This is a genomic window from Streptomonospora sp. PA3 (assembly GCF_009728995.1).
Classification (GTDB): domain Bacteria; phylum Actinomycetota; class Actinomycetes; order Streptosporangiales; family Streptosporangiaceae; genus Streptomonospora.
On sequence record NZ_VTZW01000003.1, the window covers coordinates 319,802 to 335,979 of the forward strand.

Consider the following 16,178-nt stretch of genomic DNA (forward strand, 5'->3'; position numbering starts at 1 on the left):
CAGGGGGAATGCACAGTGTCGGAAACCACCTCAGAGCCCAAGGTGCCGGGCGCCCGAGATGCGGGCAGAGCGGAGTCCGCACGCGGCACCCGCGACCTGGTCACCAGCAGCGGTCGCACCTCCATCGCCGATAACGTCGTCGCCAAGATCGCGGGCATGGCCGCACGCGAGGTCGGCGGCGTATACCGCATGGGCAGCGGAAGCGCTCGTGCCCTGGGCGCCGTCCGCGACCGCGTCACCGGCGGGTCGAGCACGAGCGGCGCCGCGCGCGGTGTCACCGTCGAGGTCGGTGAGCGCCAGGCGGCCGTCGACATCGACCTGGTCGTCGAGTACGGCGTGGCCATTCCGGATCTGGCGGGCGCGGTGCGGCGCAACGTGATCACCGGCGTGGAGCGCATGACGGGCCTGGAGGTCACCGAGGTCAACATCACCATCGACGACATCCACCTGCCCGACGACGAAAGCGATCAGGACGAGGACTCCGAACCGCGGGTGCGCTAGGCGATGCCCGACCACGAGCCGAACACGCCGCCCGGCCCCGGCGGCGCCGCAGCGCAGGCCGGTGCGCGCCCGAGCCCGACCGCGCAGGCCCGCGAGATCGCCGCGCGGGTGCGGGCGGTGCCGGGCGTCGTCGGGCTCTCGGCCGGGTCTTTCGGCGCCACGGCCACGCCCGTTCCGGGCGGGCGCATCGCCGGGGTCGCGGTGCGCGGCGGCGAGGTCGAGGTCGGCGTGGTCGTACTGCTGGACCGGCCGATCCCCGATACCGCCGCCGACATCCGCGAGGCCGCACTCGCGGCCGCCGGCGCGTCCGGCGACCGCAGTGTGCACGTCCGCATCGAAGACGTGGCGGGCGACGACGGCGAGGGCACCCCGTCGGGGGAGGACGGCGATGGCGCACCGTAGCGGCGCGACCGTCGACCGGCGCGCCTCGGGCTCCGGGGCCGGCGAGGACCCTCCGGCCGCGGTGGCGATCCCGGAGCCGTCGCCGAATGCATCCGGCTGCGGCGCGGCGCCTGCGACCCCGCCCGGGCGGCGCCGCCGCCCGGGTCCACCGCACACCGCACCCGGCCGCACGACCGCAGCATCGGCCGGATTCGGCGCCGCGTGCGCGGCCGCGTACGGAGGCGGAGGACGCGGTGACGGCTGAACAGGAAAGGAAGGCACATGTGGCCCGTCGTGGGATTGGCCTTCGGGGTGGTGCTGGGACTCGCCGGCGCCTTCGGCGGCTTCGGGGCGTTCGCCCTGGTGTTCGTCCTGGGCGCGATCGGCTTCCTCGCCGGGAGGGCGTTCGAGGGGGAGATCGACCTCGCCGAGCTCTTCACGCGCCGCGAGTGAGCCGACCGGCCGCAGCCGAGGCAGGGGAGGTGCGGCGATGAGCGCGCCGACCGCTGCTCCGGCGCGCATCCCGCCGCAGCGCGGCGAACCCGAGCCCGCCGAGAGCCGGGGCCGGACCGTCGTCGGCGAGGACGTCGTCGCCCGGATCGCGACCCGGGCGGCCGCGGAGGTCTCCGGCGTCGTCCGTCCCACCGGGAGGACGGGGCTGGGCCGCGGACGGGTGCGGGCGCGCGCCCGGGTCACCGGCAACGGCGACACCGCGACTCTGCGGTTGCGCATCGCCGTCGCCTACCCGCGATCGGTGCGCGAGGTGTCGCGCCGCGTCCGCGAGCACACCGCGCGGCGCGTGGCGGACATGACGGGGATGGCCGTGCGCCGAGTCGACATCGAGATAGCCGAACTGGTACGGGGCAGCCGCGCGGAATGACCCCGGGCGGCCGGGACGCACAAGCACGCCGACGGCAAGGGAGGAGGACTGTATGACAACCGTGGAGGACGCACTCAGCGGGCCGGACCGGTCCGCGGCCCGGCGCGCGAGCCGCGTGGCCGTGCACACCTTCCGTCCGCGGCGCTCCTGGCCCGCGCTGATCGTCGGCGCGCTGGTCCTGGGGATCGCCGCCCTGGCCGCGGTCGAGGTCGCCGCGGCGCTGGCGGGCGCGCCGATGAGCCCCGCTGTCACCTCCGCCGCCGGCGCGTACACGGCCGAGGCGCGCTGGAGCGACCCCGTCGTCCGCATCGCCTCGGCGGTGGCGGCCGGGATCGGCCTGGTGCTCATCGCGCTGGCGCTGGTGCCCGGCCGCGGCCGGTTCACAGCGCTGCGCACCGGAGATCCCGAACTGGTCGTGGGGCTGTCGCGGTCGGGACTGAAGCGGACCCTCGCCGCCGCGGCGCACGACGTCGGGGGAGTGCGCGGCGCCCACGTCTCGGTGGGGCGGCGCCGGATCCGCGTGCGCGTCCGCACCGACCTGCGCGAGGCGCCGGAACTGCGCGGCGAGGTCGCGGCCGCGGTTCGGCAGCGGCTGACCGAGCTGGAGCCCGTCTACGGGTTCACGGTGACCACCCGCGTTCGGTATACGAAGGCGTGAGAGGACGCATGACTCCGGCTATCACGGCGCGCAGGACGGCGCGCGGCAACAGGTGGGGACTCGCCCTGGTCGGCGGGGTGCTGGTGGCGGCCGGAGCCGTCGCACTGGCCGTCGGCGCCGGCCTGCTCGGGCCCGAGCCCGCGGCGACCGAGCTGGGCGCCTGGCCCTCCGGCACCGAGGTCGTCCGGATCTGGCTGGGCTACGCGGTCGTCGCCGCCGCCGTGCTGGTCGGGCTGCCCGCGCTGCGCTGGATGCTCGTCCAGGGCCGCACCGACAGCGTGCGGCGGGTGGTCGTCGATCCCGACGGCAGCGGCCTGACCGAGATGCCCTCCGGCGCGGCGCGCGGCGCCTTCGAGGGCGCGGTCGGGGAGTATGCCGGGGTGCGCCGGGCGCGGGCGCGGCTGACCGACTCCGTGCACACCCCCCACGTCCGGCTGGACCTCACCGTCGACGAGGACGCCGACGTGCCCGCGCTGTGGCGGCGGGTGCACGCCGAGGCGCTGGAGGACCTGCGCACCGCGCTGGAGCTGGAGCGCCTGCCGGCGGTGATCCGCCTGTCGATGTCGGCGCCGCCGAAGAACCCCCGGCGCAATCCCGCCTGAGCCCGCGCCCCCGGCAGGGAGCCGGCCGCCGGAGCGCACACCTGCCGCCGCCGTCCCCGCGGGAGGCGGTCAGGACATCAGGGCCTCCAGCACGGCGTCGGTGTCGGAGAGGTCGTCGAGCACCACCTCCGCGCCCGCCGCGCGCAGATCGGCCGCCGAAGCCCAGCCGGTGGCCACGGCGACGATGCGGGCGCCTCCGTGCAGCGCGGCCAGCACGTCGTTGGGGGTGTCGCCGACCAGCACCGTGGTGTCGGCGGTGAATTCGGTGCCGGTGGCGCGGCGCACCCGCTCGCGGGCGACGCGTACGAGCTCGGGGCGGTCCATGTGGTCGTCGCCGTAGCCGCCGAGCGAGCAGTCGACGAACCCGTCCAGGCCCAGGGCGGCGAGTTTGCGCTCGGCGTTGCGCCGGGAGTTGCCGGTCAGCAGCGACGAGACGACGCCGGGCTCGTCCGCGCAGCGCCGCAGGATCTCGGGCGCCCCCGGCAGCACGCGGCCGCGCCGGGCGACCTCCGCGCCGCGTTCGGCGAACATCTCCTCGTGGATGGCCAGGAATCGGGGATAGCACTGCTCGGTGGGCACCAGGCCGTTGGCCAGCTGAGTCTCGTGGAAGCACTGCCAGTCGGTGCGTCCAGGGCCGTGGGTGCGGGTGTGCGCCTCCAGCCCGCTGAACCGCGCGAACGCGGCCGCGAAGATCTCCGCGCCGAGACTGTCGAGATCGACCAGCGTCTTGTCGACGTCCCACAGCACCAGCCGCTTGCCCATGCGCGTCCTCCTCGTTCGTCCGCCTGCGCGCCGCCCGCGGGCGGTCCGTCCCGGCCGGGCGCCGGTGCGGCCCCCGGGCCACGCTAGCCGACGCGGTTCGGCGCCCCCCGCGCTCGCGGGCCCACTGGACAGCGTAGGCGACCCTGAGGATAGGCTTACCTATCAGCGCCGTCCTTGCCGCTGCGATCGGCGGCGGCGCTTCTCGCCGCGAAGGGGGTCTGATGCCGGACAGTCATCCGCTCGCCGGGGTCGTCGACTGGGTCAACGAACGCGACCTCTACTTCAAGACCGACCTGCTGTCCGCGCGCGACCCCGAACCCCGCGAGCCGGAGTGGCTGCGGCTGGACCGCGTCCCCGCGCGCGTCCCCGAACTGCTGGAGCGGATGACCGAGGGATCCTGCCAGGGCCACCGCATCGCCGCCTCCGCCTTCCTGGCCGCCGACCTGGGCCGCCACGTGCTGACGCTGGCCGCCATGTCGGCCTACCTCACCGGCCGGGCGCCGCGCCTGGACGCCGGCCTGCTGTGGGTGCGGCGCACCGAGTCCGGCCGACTGGACCGGCTCGCGCTGCGCCAGGCCGAGACCGCGGTGCTGGCCGGCGACCCCATGGCCGAGCGCGCCGACGTGGTGGAACTGGACTCCGACCGCGAGCTGGACCGGTGGTTCGTCGGCGCCGCCGCGGCGGCGCTGCAGCCCGCAGTCGAGGCGGTGCGCGCCACCACCCGCTTCGGGCTGCGCCCGCAGTGGAGCATGGCCGCCGACGCTTTGCACTCGGCGCTGCTGATGGCCTCGCACGAGGTCGGCGCCGACCAGGAGGCCGCCTGGCGGCGGGCCCGCCAGATGGTGGAGTGCCTCAACCTCGACCGCCCGCGGGTGGCGCCGCGCCAGCGCCCGTTCCCCCTCGCGCTGGCGGGTCGCCCGGCGCATCGGCCCGAGCGGATGTTCATGGTCGCCGGCGGCTGCTGCTTCTATTTCCGCTTCTCCGGCCAGAAGTGCGCCACCTGCCCGCTGACCGGCGACGAGGAGCGCGAGCGCCTGCTCCGCGGCCACTACGAGGCCCCGGCGGGCAGCGTCGGCGGCTAGGTCGCGCTGAAGAACGGCGGGCGCCGCTTTCGAGTAACCCACCGGGTGGTGCCACCTGAGGCGGCCGCCATCGGGGTTGCGGCAACGGGTGCGCCTCGCACAGCGCTTCGCGCCATCCAGCCCATCGCCGCAGCCGCTGCGGTGTCCGGCTTCTTGATCAGGGCGTAGCCAGGCGCAGCACCCCGCAGGACGCGCGGACCCCGCCGGGCGCGGGCCCGGCGGGGTCGCGGTGTCACGCGGCGCGTACTCCGATCAGCTGAAGTTCACGTCGCTGCAGAAGTAGTAGTTCTGGTCCATGTGCGAGGCCTTCCAGATCGTGAAGACCACGTGGCGGCCGTCGTAGCCCGACGTGCTGACCGGGATGCTGATGTTCTGGGTCGGCGCGTAGCTACCGGTCGTCTTGACCAGGTTCAGGTCGTCCCAGCCCAGCCGCTGGGTGGTGGGGTCGTAGCTGTCCTTGCTGACGTAGATGCGGAAGTAGTCGGCGCCGTGCGAAGCCTGGTCGTAGAACTGGAGAGTGAAGTTGTCGCTGATGTTGGTCATCTTCCACTCGCCAGGCGTGTCCATGGAGGAGTAGCGCCCGTTCTGGGTGTTGCCGCCGCTGCACAGCGTGCCGCTGGGCACGTGGGCCTGGTGGTCGCCGTAGACGTTGTTCTTGTACAGGCCGTTCCAGTTCCACATGGCGTTGGGGTTGTCCTGCCACGCCTGCCAGCACATGGGGTCCTGCTGCTGCATGTCCGGGTTCATGTGGTCATCGCCCCAGCGCTCGTAGCAGCCGTAGTTGCGGGTGGCCGGGTCGAGGATCGAACCGTGGGCCGCGGCGCTGTTGGCCAGCGGCAGCATGCACGCCAGGGCTCCGGCGAGAGCGGCGAGGATGGTGAGGACACGCCGCGGAGCGGCGAGAGGGGATGCTTGCATTGCGCGATCTCCGTAGTTCCGGTAGGGGGACGTCCGGGTGTTCGGGAGCGCTCCCATGTAACAGTCAAGCTACCCGGTGGAACCAGAGTGAAACACAGTGTTTCCGAATCTGTCGAGACATTGCCGGAAAGTTGCGGCGGTTCCGGACACGGGGCGGCAGTCGCGCCCGGAACCGCCGCCGAACGAGGCGTCCCCGGTCAGCGCACCGTCACGAACGCGTCGGGATCGCGCGGCGGCCGGTCCTTCGGGGGCTCAGCGGCGTGCCCGACGGCCACCGCGCCCATCGGCTGCCAGTCCGCGGGCAGCTCCAGCACCGAGCGCACGACATCGGGGCAGAACATCGTCGAGGAGACCCACGCCGAACCCAGGCCCTCCATGGCCAGCCCCACCAGCAGGTTCTGCACGCCGGCCCCCATGGCGACCAGGAACATCGACCGCTCCGCCGAGGCCCGCCGCTCGTCGGGGTAGGGGTGGGCGCCGTCGGCGACCAGGCAGGGCACCACCAGGTAGGGAGCGCGGCGCAGCACGTCGCCGCGGCGGGTGCGGCGCATGATCTGCTGCTCGCTGAAGCCGTCGCGCACCAGGTCGGCTACCCAGGCGGCGAGCATGTCGTCCAGCAGCCGGGTGCGCACCGCCTCCGACTCCACCAGCACGAACCGCCACGGCGTCGTGTGGTGCGGCGCAGGCGCCGTGGCCGCGGCGGCCACCGCCCGGCGCACCGCCTCGGGATCGACGGGGTCGCCGGTGAACTCGCGGATCGTGCGGCGCGCCGGAACCACGTCGCGCGAACCGTAGCGGAACAGGTCCTCGTCGGCAGGCCGGACCAGCTCGGCCGCGCCGGGGCCGTCCGCGTCGGCGACCAGGTGTCCCAGCCCGCGCACCACCGCCACGGGTACCCCATCGGCCTTGCCCTTGACCAGCTCGCCCGCACCGGCGATCTCGTCGGCGACCGCGATCAGGGTCGACTCCAGCACGTTGCCGTAGGAGTCGGTGCCGCCGCGCAGGTCCCGCAGCGCGCCGATACCCGCGGCGCCGATGGCGACGTCGGTCTGGCCCACCCGCCACGGGCGCCCGAAGGTGTCGCTGACCAGCACCGCGGTGCGCACCCCGAGCCGCTCGCGCAGCCCCGCCCGCAGCGCGCGCGCCGAGGCGTCGGGGTCCTCGGGCAGCAGCAGCACGCGCCCCGGCTCGACGTTGGAGGCGTCCACTCCGGCGGCCGCCATCACCAGGCCCCCGCGGGTCTGCACGATCCGGGTGGCGCCGCGCCGCGCCACCACCCGCTCGGTCTCGGCGTCGATGGCGGACTCGCGGTCCGTCTCGGCGATGCGCCCCTCGGCCTTGCTGACGATCTTGGAGGTCACCACCAGCACGTCGCCGTCGCGCAGGTCGGGCGCCGCGGCGGCGACCAGCCCGGCGAGGTCATCACCGGGGCGGACCTGCGGCAGGCCCTTCACCGCAAGGACCGCAAGCCCCTCTACCGGCGCATCCGTCATCGCGTCCGCCCCTTCAACTCCATCGCGAGATCCAGCGCCGCCCGGGCGATCGCGGCGGTCGACTCGGGATCGCTCATGTACAGCGGCATCGAACGGACCTCCACCCCCTCGACGGCGGCGCCCTCGTCGGCCTTGTCGACCAGCCACCCGTCCAGCAGACGGGGACCGTAGTGCTCGGCGACGGCCTGCGCACCGGTCTCGACCCCGATCGCCTTCAGGCAGGCGTCGGCCATGCCGCGCACCGGAGCGTCGCCGATGATCGGTGACACCCCTACCACGGTGGACCGCTCCAGGGCCTCGCGGATGCCGGGCACGCCCAGCACCGACCCGATGCTCACGACCGGGTTGGACGGGGGCAGCAGCACCACATCGGCCTCGGCGATCGCCTCCAGCACGCCGGGCGCCGGGCTCGACCGGTCCGCGCCCACGCCGATGATCTCGCGGGCCGGCAGCGCGGCGCGGTGCCGGATCCACCACTCCTGGAAGTGGATGGCGCGGCGGCCGCCGTCGCCGTCGTCGACGACCACGTGGGTCTCCACCCTGTCGTCGGTCATGGGCAGCAGGCGCACCCCCGGACGCCAGCGGTCGCACAGCGCTTCGGTGACCGCGGAGAGGGGGTAGCCCGCGGCCATCATCTGCGCTCGGACGATGTGGGTGGCCGCGTCGCGGTCGCCCAGCCCGAACCAGGTGGGCTGCATGCCGTAGGCGGCGAGCTCCTCTTTGAGGGTGAAGGACTCGTCGGCGCGCCCCCAGCCCTGCTCCTCGTTGATTCCACCGCCGAGCGTGTACATCACAGTGTCCAGATCCGGACAAATACGCAGTCCGAAAAGTGTGATGTCATCGCCCGTGTTGCCGATGACCGTGATGGCGGGCTCTTCGCCTGCGGGATCGGCTCCCGCTTCCAGTACTGCCTTCAAACCGCGCAGGAACCGCGCGCCCCCGATACCGCCGGCCGGTACGACTATCCGCATGAGCTCAAGTCTGGCAGGCTGTGGTGGTGTATGTGCCATCCTCTCCGCCCCCGCGGGGAGCACGAAGCACTCCGGCGCCCAGCGCCTCCTCCCAGAGTGGCCGCACGCCCGGAACGATCTCCGCGCGACCGGGATACGGACATGCGGGGACCTGCGACGGGCCGGTACGGCACGATCGGCGTGGCCGCCGCCGCCGACACGGCGGCGTCTTTCACCCGGGATCCCCCTCGGTCGTCCGGCGACCTCCTGATCGCCGCCGGGCGGCATAGGGGAGACCGCGGCTCCTGCCCGACCGCGGCAAGCCGGCCCGGCGCGCGGTGCCACTCCGATGCGGTGGTGGGCGACGGGCACAGTGAATGCGTGTCGCGCAGCGGCTCCGTTAGGGGCGGTGGTGGGCGACGGGCACAGTGAATGCGTGTCGCGCAGCGGCTCCGTTAGGGGCGGTGGTGGGCGACGGGCAGGGAATCCGTTGATATGGAAAGCTGCAACCGGCGCGACGGACGCGACGGTGAAGCACCGGAGGGGAACCTCTCTTGAACAACGAAGCACTCAACCGCCTGCGGGTGCCCGCTGCCTGGGCCCTGCTCGGTGCTGTGGCTGCACACATGCTCGGCGGTTTGATCTACATCTTCGGCCACGGGGTCACCTACGACTCCTCGATCGCGGCGAACTTCACCAGCGTGGGGTCCGACCACTTCTACGGGCCGGTGCTGATCGGACTGCTGGTGGCGGCCGTCGCCCTGGTGGCCACCGCTCCGTCGAAGACGTCGGTGAACTTCCCCGTGGTGCTCGTCGCGCTCATCCTGACCGGGTTGGCCGCCCTGATGGGCGTCATCGGCGTGATCATGGGCTTCATCGACGCCAACGAGACGAATGAGCTCGCCGACGGGTTCACCGCCTTCCTGCGGATCGGCGGCCAGTTGGCGGTGGCCGTCTTCGCCGGGCTGTTCATGCTCAGAGTGTTCGGCGACCACGCGCTCGTGCCGCGCTCGGCGCCCCAGCAGCAGATGCCGATGGGCGGTCAGCCCGGATTCCCGCCGCCCACCGGCGCCCAGCAGTCGTTCGCGCCCCAGACCGGCGGCCAGCAGCCGTTCGCCCAGCAGGGCTACCCGACCGGCGGGCAGCCCTCCTACCAGCAGCCCCAGCAGCAGGACTGGACCGGCCAGCCGGCCTACGGCGCGGCCACGGCTCAGCCGGGCGCCTACGACCCCGGCCAGCAGCAGCCCTACGGGGGCGGGCAGGGCTACACGCAGGCCCCGGCGGCCCAGCCGGCCTACGGCGCCGACGTACCGGCGGGGCAGGGCTACACGCAGGACCCGACGGTCCAGCCGGCCTACGGCGCCGACCCCGCCCAGCAGCAGCCCTACGGCACCGACCCGCTGGCCGGCCACGGCTACGGCGCGCAGGACCCCATGGCCCAGCCCGCCTACGGCACGGGCAGCGGCGGCCAGGCGTCCTACACCCAGAGCTGGGGCGCTCAGCCGGGCGAGGCCTACCCGCAGGCCGGTTCCGGCCAGGACGTCTATCAGACCGGGGCCCACAGCGGGGGCCAGGCGTCCTACGGCCAGGACTGGCAGCAGCAGGGGTACGGGCACGGCTACCAGTCCGGCTACGACGCCTACGGTACGGGCAGCGGCGCGCAGAGTACGTATGGAACCGGCACCGGCGGGCAGCAGCCCTACGGCGCGGGCACGGGCGGTCAGCCGGCCTACGGCACCGGGACCGGCGGCCAGCAGGCCTACGGTGCAGGCACCGGCGGCCAGTCGGCGTACGGCTCGCCCTACGACCCCGCCCAGTACGCACCCCAGCCCGGCAGTGAGGGGGAGAAGGCCGCACAGGACGCGATCCAATACGGGTGGTATCAGCAGCCGGCCGAGCAGCCCGATGCTGCGGCCGAGCCGCGGCGCGACACGCCGCTGGAGCCGTTCTTCTCGGACGACTCCGCACCCACCGACCAGACCCAGGCGATCGACCCCGTCTACGACCCGCCCTACGGCCAGCAGCCCGGTGAGGGCACCGACAACCCGCAGAGCTGGTACCGCGACGACCGGCGCTGAGCCGGCGCCCCTCGCCAGGATTGCCGCACGCCGCACAATTGCGTGGTAATCCGCTGAAGCAGACGTAGACGGGTAGACGCCCGGCGGTCGTTTGTTACATGATATTCAGGGGATTACCACGTAGCGCGCTTGACGTATCCCGAGTCGCACGCGTGTAATTTCCAGGTGTGATTCCACCCTCCCGGGGGTCGAATGGGAGGGTACATCTAGGGGGGCAATAGGAGGTGCGCATGAGCGAGGTCATCCCGCTGGCGCACGGCGCAGATGAAGATCTGGGCTGGCAGGAGCGCGCCCTGTGCGCGCAGACCGACCCCGAGGCGTTCTTCCCCGAGAAGGGCGGCTCGACGCGGGAGGCGAAGAAGGTCTGCCTGTCATGCGAGGTGCGGGCGGAGTGTCTGGAATATGCGCTGGAGCACGATGAGCGCTTCGGCATCTGGGGGGGACTCTCCGAACGCGAGCGGCGGCGGCTCAAGAAAGCAGCCGGCCAGGATTTCGATTTCCTCGCCGACATGCTGTGACCGCTCCCGGCACCGCTGAACGCGTGCCCTGGGTTTCCGCCCGGGGCGCGCGTTTTTTATACGCGCTTTACGCTTGTCCTGCTAACCGCGGCAATACGGGCGAGGTCCGCCCGGAGACACGGAGCGCTGCTCCGCCGAACCCGAGCAAGAAGCCGATAGCCCGTTCCCGCGGGTGATGCGGTTTCCGAGCGAGAACCGCCCGGACCGGGGGACTCGTCCGCTCCGGCGCTCCCGCCGCGCCGCCGTCGCCGCGCCGCCATCCCGGCCCCGCAGGGCCGAGTGGCCCCGGCCGTCGCCGGTAAGTACATTGAAGTCGTGGTGACGGCCACGAGGGAGCGGAACGCGGGCCCTGCCGCCTGACCCCGCCCGCCGGTCGCTCGGCGCCGCCCTGCCGGTGGGCGCAAGGCCGCCGGCGCCCCGGGAGACCGCCCGAGCGGTGCCGGTTCTCCGGTTGCGCGAAGCACCTGAACAACCCGTCGACCTGCCGTCTGTCCGTCCCCAGACGCCCTCGGCACGGGGGCATGATCGCTCCCGCATGTGCCATAGGGTGTTCTGCCGTCAGCGCCCGAGCCCCGACCGGGCGCGCCGTCCCGACCTCGAACCCCGAGAGCGAACACCAGCCGTGCTACCCCTGGATCCGGCTCGCCACATCGTCACAGCCGTCATCGTCACCCACGACGGCGCGCGCTGGCTGCCGGAGACGCTGGAGGCCGTCCGCGAGCAGTCCCGGCCGGTCCAGCGCGTCATCGGCGTCGACACCGGCAGCCGCGACCGCAGCGGCCGCATCCTCGCCGACTTCATCGCTCCCGACGCCATCGCCACGCTGGACCGCTCCACCGGCTTCGGCGACGCCGTGCGCGCCGCGCTGGACATGCCGCGCGCCCGCGCCGCCTTTCCCGGAGCCGCCCCCGACGCCACCGAGTGGATCTGGCTGATCCACGACGACTGCACCCCCGAGCCCGACGCCCTCCAGCACCTACTGCTGGCCGCCAACGACGACCCCCGCGCCGCCGTGCTCGGCCCCAAGCTGCGCGACTGGTTCGACCGCCGCCTGCTCGTGGAGGCCGGCGTCACCATCGACGGCGCCGGGCGCCGCGAGACCGGCCTGGAGCAGCGCGAGTTCGACCACGGCCAGCACGACGGCACACGGCCGGTGCTGGCGGTCTCCAGCGCCGGCATGCTGGTCCGCCGCGACGTGTGGGACCAGCTCGACGGCTTCGACCGCGGGCTGCCCGTCTTCCGCGACGACATCGACTTCTGCTGGCGCGCCGGGGGCGCCGGCCACCGCGTCCTCGTCGTGACCGACGCCGTGGCCTACCACGCCGAGGCCGCCGCCCGCCGCCGCCGGCGCATCAGCGCCGCGAGCGACCACCCGCGCCGCCTGGACCGCCGCAACGCCGTGTTCGTGCTGCTGGCCAACCTGCCCATGGGCGGCATGCTCGCGGCGTTCGTGCGCAACACCTTCGCCTCGCTGCTGCGGGTGCTGATGTACATCGTCGCCAAGCAGCCGGCCAACGCCTTCGACGAGGCCGTGGCCATCGCCGCGGTCTACCTCATGCCCGGACGGCTGATCCGCGCCCGCCTGCGGCGCCGCCGCAACCGCCGGCGCACCTACAGCGCCATCCGGCCGTTCCTGGCGCGCGGCGTGGCGCTGCGGCAGTTCACCGACGCCGTCGCCAACCTGGTGGCGGGCACCCCCGGCCTGGACACCCCCGGCCGCCACCAGGCCGTCACCGCGCCCCCGCCCGACGACGAGGACCCGCTCGCCGACGACCACAGCCTGCTGCGCCGCGCCCTGACCAGTCCCGGAGTGCTGCTCGTCAGCGCACTGACCGTCATCACGCTGGTCGCCGAGCGCTCGCTGCTGTTCGGCGCCGAACTGGCCGGCGGCGCGCTCCCGCCCGTCCAAGGCGGAGCCGCGGACCTGTGGCAGCTCTACCTCACCGGCCACCCCGAGGTCGGAGCGGGCGCGGGCGCTCCCGCCCCGCCCTACGTCGGTCTGCTGGCGCTGCTGTCGACCCTGATGCTGGGCAAGCCGTGGCTGGCGGTGACGGTCATCCTGCTGGGCTGCGTCCCGCTGGCCGGCTTCACCGCCTACCTGCTGGCGCGGCGCGTGCTCAACTTCCGCCCCGCCCAGGTGTGGATGGCCGGCTCCTACGCTCTGCTGCCCATGGCCACCGGTGCGGTGGCCCAGGGGCGGCTGGGTACCGCGCTGGTCCACGCGCTCCTTCCCGTGCTGGGCATCCTGCTCACCCGGCTGCTCACCCTGCCGCCGCGCCAATCGCGCCGCACCGCCTGGGCCCTGGCCCTGTTCATCGCCGCCGGCACCGCTTTCGTTCCGCTGCTGTGGCTGCTGGCACTGGTCACCGGCGTGCTGGTGGCGGTCGCCTACGGCCACCTGGGCCGCCGCCTCTACACCAGCGTCTCCATCGCGCTGGGCGTGCCGCTGGTGCTGCTGCTGCCCTGGTCGCTGGAGCTCTTCCTGCACCCCTCCCTGTGGCTGCTGGAGGCCGGGCTGCACCGGCCCGAGCTCTCGGCGCCCCCGCCCAGCGCCGAGCAGCTGTTGATGCTCTCGCCCGGCGGCCCCGGCAGCCCGCCGGTCTGGATCACGGCCGGGTTCCTGGCCGCCGCCCTGTTCGCGCTGCTGCTCCTGCGCCACCGCATGCTCGTGGCCGTGGGCTGGAGCGTCGCCCTCTTCGGCATCCTGGTCGCCATCGTCGTCAGCCGCATACCCGTCGAGCCCTGGTACGGCGGCCCCGCCGCACCGGCCTGGCCCGGCGTCGCCCTGGCGTTCGCGGCGACCGCCATGCTGCTGTCGGGGGCCACCACCGCCCAGTCCTTCGGCCTGATGTGGGACCTGGGCGGGCCGCGCCGCGCGTTCGTCGCCGGTGCGGCGGTCCTCGCCCTGACCACGCCCGTCTGCGCGGCCGGGGTGTGGATGTGGCAGGGCGCGCAGGGGCCGCTGACCGGCCACGGCGGCCCGGCCATCCCCGGCATGCTCAGCACCATCAGTAACGACGACCGCCAGGCCCGCGCACTCGTCGTCTCGCCGCAGCCCGAGGGCCCCGTGCGCTATGCGGTGCTGCGCGGCCGTGAACCCCGCATCGGCGAGGGGCAGCTCCCCACCTCCGCGCCCACGCGCGAGGCCCTGGACGAGGTGGTCGCCGGGCTGGTCTCCGGACAGGGCGGCGACCAGGCCCGGGACCTGGCCGACCTGGGCATCGGCTACGTGCTCATGCCCCGCCCGCCCGCCTCCGACGGCACCGCAGCCACCCCCGTCGACACCCTCGACGGGGTGCCCGGCGTATCCCGCGTGCTGCTGACCGACAGGTTCGGGCTGTGGCGGCTGGACGAGCCCACCGGGCGGCTGCGCGTCACCGGCGACGGCGGAGCCACAGTGCTCCGGCGCCACGGCGACGCCGCCCCGGCCGCCTACCGGCTGTCGCCCGGATCCGCCGGGCGGACGCTGGTCCTGGCCGAACCCGCCGGAACGGGATGGAGCGCCACGCTCGACGGCCGGAGGTTGGCCGCCGGCGCCACCGCGACCGGTCTCACCGCCTTCGAGCTGCCCGCCGGCGGCGGGCAGCTGCGCCTGGAGAAGGCCGAACCGCTGCGCGGCACCTGGCTGGCCGTCCAGGGCGGTCTGCTGGTGCTCGTGGTCGTCTTCGCGCTGCCCGGTGCCCGCACCGAGGAGGACCTGCGCGAGGAGGAGGCCCAGCCCACTCCCCGGCCGCGCCGTCCGGCGCTGTCGGGCCTGCGCGGCCCCACCGGTGCCCGCGGGGCCACCCGCGGCCACCGCGGCCGCGGCGCGCGCCGCATCGGCGGCCGCGGATCCCGGGCGGCGCGGGGAACCCGCGGCGCCGACAGCGGAGGGAGCGACCGGTGAGGCTGATCGTCGAGAACCGCTTCGCGCTGCTGGGGCTGGTGCTGATCGCGCTGACGGCGCTGTTCGGCGTCGCCTTCGCCACCCGCGGCGTCGGCGCTGGACCCGGCGGTGCGGAGTCCCCGGACACGGCGCCCATCCAGTCGGCGCTGCGGATGTGCCCGCCGCCGCAGGGCGACGACCGCGCATCCCAGGCCGCGGCGTTCGCGACCGGTCCCGGCGGCGGCAGCGGCGGCGAGCTGTCGGCCGCCGAGAACTCCGGCGAGGCCGCGGCCGTGGGCGAACCCGCTGAGGCCGGGACGCCCTGGAGCGCCGACACCGGCGGAGCCGAGCGGCACACCGCGGTCACCGCCCGCGGCGCCGCCGCGGCCGGCCTGGAGGTCGCCCAGACCACCATCGGCGAGGACGGCGCCTACGCCGCCGCCGTACGCTGCCCCGAGCCCGCGATCAGCACCTGGTTCGCCGCCCCCGGCGGCACCGACCTGGAGGAGCTGCGGCTGCTGCTGGCCAACCCCGACGAGGAGGCGGCGACCGCGAACGTCGACGTCTACGTCGAGGGAGGCCCCGTCTACTCCGAGGAGACCCGGGGCGTCTCCGTGGCGGGCCACGACCACGCCGAGGTGGACCTGACGGAGCTGATCCAGGGCAGCCGCGCCGCCGTGGTGCACGTGCGCACCAACTCCGGCCGGGTCGCCGCCTCCCTGTTCGCCGACCGCGGCGGCAGCGGCCAGGACTGGGTGCCGCCCGCGGTCGCGCCAGCCGGAACCCAGGTCGTTCCCGCCCTCCCGCCCGGCGGGGGAGACCGGCGGCTCCTCATCGCCGCCCCCGGCGACACCCCGGTCACGGCCGACGTGCGCCTCTACACCGACGAGGGGCGTGTCGAGCACGAGAGCTTCGCCGATGTGAGCGTGCCCCCGGCGGCGAGCACGTCGCTCGGGCTGGACCCGCTGGGCCAGAGCCCCGGAACAGTGGTGGTGGAGGCCGACGGCCCGGTCGTGGTCGGCGTGGCCAGTGCGCGCTCCGGCGGCGACGACACCGCCTATGCGGCCGCCGCGCCGCCCCTGCAGGGGCCGCTGCACGCCACGGCCGTGGTGCCGGCCGGCCCCGAGGGCACCGCCTCGCAGCTGCTCTTCGCCGCGCTGGGGCGGCCCGCGACGGCGGTCGTGACGCCGCTGGGCGAGGACGGCCAGGCCGGCGAACCCGTCCGGGCGGACATCGCGGCCGACCGCACCACCGCGGTCGACGCCCCCGCCCCCGAGGACGCGCAGGCGTACACCGTCCGGATCCGGGGCGGGGAGCCTGTCTACGCCGGGAGGGTGCTGACCCACGAGAGCGGCGGCGACAGCGCCCTCTCCGTCCAGCCGCTGCTGCCCGCCCCCACCGAGGTCGCCCTTCCGGCGGTCGAGGACTCCCTCACCGCGATCGTGCCGTAGGCGCACCGCGGTCCGGCCGGCCGGCGGCCGCGTGGGCCC

15 protein-coding genes are annotated in these 16,178 nt (G+C 74.4%); 11 read left to right on the forward strand and 4 right to left on the reverse strand.

All coding sequences use genetic code 11. The annotated features are described in order from the left end of the window. Window positions 1–15 precede the first annotated feature (15 nt). The 6 genes from FZ103_RS01840 (at window position 16) to FZ103_RS01860 (ending at window position 3,022) form a co-directional block, all read left to right on the forward strand. A complete protein-coding gene (locus FZ103_RS01840) occupies window positions 16–501 on the forward strand; it encodes an Asp23/Gls24 family envelope stress response protein (protein WP_186355659.1) in 486 nt (161 codons plus the stop codon). Window positions 502–504: 3 nt separating this feature from the next. Further along, window positions 505–903, forward strand: a complete 399-nt coding sequence (locus FZ103_RS01845; protein ID WP_155998228.1) for a hypothetical protein — start codon at window positions 505–507, stop codon at window positions 901–903. 261 nt (window positions 904–1,164) lie between these two features. Next, the gene (locus tag FZ103_RS24790) at window positions 1,165–1,335 is read left to right on the forward strand and encodes a hypothetical protein (RefSeq protein WP_186355660.1); all 171 of its coding nucleotides are present in this window, start codon (window positions 1,165–1,167) and stop codon (window positions 1,333–1,335) included. Window positions 1,336–1,372: 37 nt separating this feature from the next. After that, a complete protein-coding gene (locus tag FZ103_RS01850; RefSeq protein ID WP_155998229.1) occupies window positions 1,373–1,762 on the forward strand; it encodes an Asp23/Gls24 family envelope stress response protein in 390 nt (129 codons plus the stop codon). Between the two features lie 52 nt (window positions 1,763–1,814). Continuing rightward, window positions 1,815–2,420: a DUF6286 domain-containing protein gene (locus FZ103_RS01855; protein WP_155998230.1), complete on the forward strand. Its 606-nt coding sequence runs from the start codon at window positions 1,815–1,817 to the stop codon at window positions 2,418–2,420. A gap of 8 nt (window positions 2,421–2,428) precedes the next feature. Further along, window positions 2,429–3,022 carry an alkaline shock response membrane anchor protein AmaP gene (locus FZ103_RS01860; RefSeq protein ID WP_155998231.1) on the forward strand — a complete coding sequence of 198 codons (594 nt, stop codon included), beginning with the start codon at window positions 2,429–2,431 and terminating at the stop codon, window positions 3,020–3,022. A gap of 69 nt (window positions 3,023–3,091) precedes the next feature. Here FZ103_RS01860 and FZ103_RS01865 read toward each other — a convergent pair whose 3' ends face one another. Continuing rightward, window positions 3,092–3,784 carry an HAD family hydrolase gene (locus tag FZ103_RS01865; protein WP_155998232.1) on the reverse strand — a complete coding sequence of 231 codons (693 nt, stop codon included), beginning with the start codon at window positions 3,782–3,784 and terminating at the stop codon, window positions 3,092–3,094. Between the two features lie 221 nt (window positions 3,785–4,005). Between FZ103_RS01865 and FZ103_RS01870 the strand changes: the two genes are divergently transcribed. Then, window positions 4,006–4,866 carry a hypothetical protein gene (locus tag FZ103_RS01870; protein ID WP_155998233.1) on the forward strand — a complete coding sequence of 287 codons (861 nt, stop codon included), beginning with the start codon at window positions 4,006–4,008 and terminating at the stop codon, window positions 4,864–4,866. Between the two features lie 252 nt (window positions 4,867–5,118). On the opposite strand, the gene FZ103_RS01875 is transcribed toward FZ103_RS01870, so the two are convergent. The 3 genes from FZ103_RS01875 to cofD all read right to left on the reverse strand — a co-directional run bounded on the left by FZ103_RS01875 (window position 5,119) and on the right by cofD (window position 8,248). After that, complete coding sequence (locus FZ103_RS01875) at window positions 5,119–5,784, reverse strand: lytic polysaccharide monooxygenase (RefSeq protein ID WP_155998234.1); 666 nt, start codon at window positions 5,782–5,784, stop codon at window positions 5,119–5,121. A 197-nt stretch (window positions 5,785–5,981) separates the two neighbouring features. Next, the gene (locus tag FZ103_RS01880) at window positions 5,982–7,277 is read right to left on the reverse strand and encodes a coenzyme F420-0:L-glutamate ligase (RefSeq protein ID WP_155998235.1); all 1,296 of its coding nucleotides are present in this window, start codon (window positions 7,275–7,277) and stop codon (window positions 5,982–5,984) included. Continuing rightward, window positions 7,274–8,248, reverse strand: a complete 975-nt coding sequence (gene cofD / locus FZ103_RS01885) for a 2-phospho-L-lactate transferase (protein ID WP_155998236.1) — start codon at window positions 8,246–8,248, stop codon at window positions 7,274–7,276. Before cofD ends, FZ103_RS01880 begins: the two co-directional genes overlap by 4 nt. A 533-nt stretch (window positions 8,249–8,781) precedes the next feature. On the opposite strand from cofD, the gene FZ103_RS01890 reads away from it, so the two are divergent. The 4 genes from FZ103_RS01890 to FZ103_RS01905 all read left to right on the forward strand — a co-directional run bounded on the left by FZ103_RS01890 (window position 8,782) and on the right by FZ103_RS01905 (window position 16,139). Beyond that, complete coding sequence (locus FZ103_RS01890; RefSeq protein WP_155998237.1) at window positions 8,782–10,305, forward strand: hypothetical protein; 1,524 nt, start codon at window positions 8,782–8,784, stop codon at window positions 10,303–10,305. A gap of 230 nt (window positions 10,306–10,535) precedes the next feature. Beyond that, window positions 10,536–10,823 carry a WhiB family transcriptional regulator gene (locus tag FZ103_RS01895; RefSeq protein WP_040272150.1) on the forward strand — a complete coding sequence of 96 codons (288 nt, stop codon included), beginning with the start codon at window positions 10,536–10,538 and terminating at the stop codon, window positions 10,821–10,823. Between the two features lie 622 nt (window positions 10,824–11,445). Beyond that, on the forward strand, window positions 11,446–14,709 hold the full coding sequence (locus tag FZ103_RS01900) for a glycosyltransferase family 2 protein (protein ID WP_343233332.1): 3,264 nt from the start codon (window positions 11,446–11,448) through the stop codon (window positions 14,707–14,709). Beyond that, window positions 14,706–16,139 carry a DUF5719 family protein gene (locus FZ103_RS01905; RefSeq protein WP_186355661.1) on the forward strand — a complete coding sequence of 478 codons (1,434 nt, stop codon included), beginning with the start codon at window positions 14,706–14,708 and terminating at the stop codon, window positions 16,137–16,139. The genes FZ103_RS01900 and FZ103_RS01905 overlap by 4 nt, the downstream gene beginning before the upstream one ends. The last annotated feature ends 39 nt before the right edge of the window (window positions 16,140–16,178 follow it).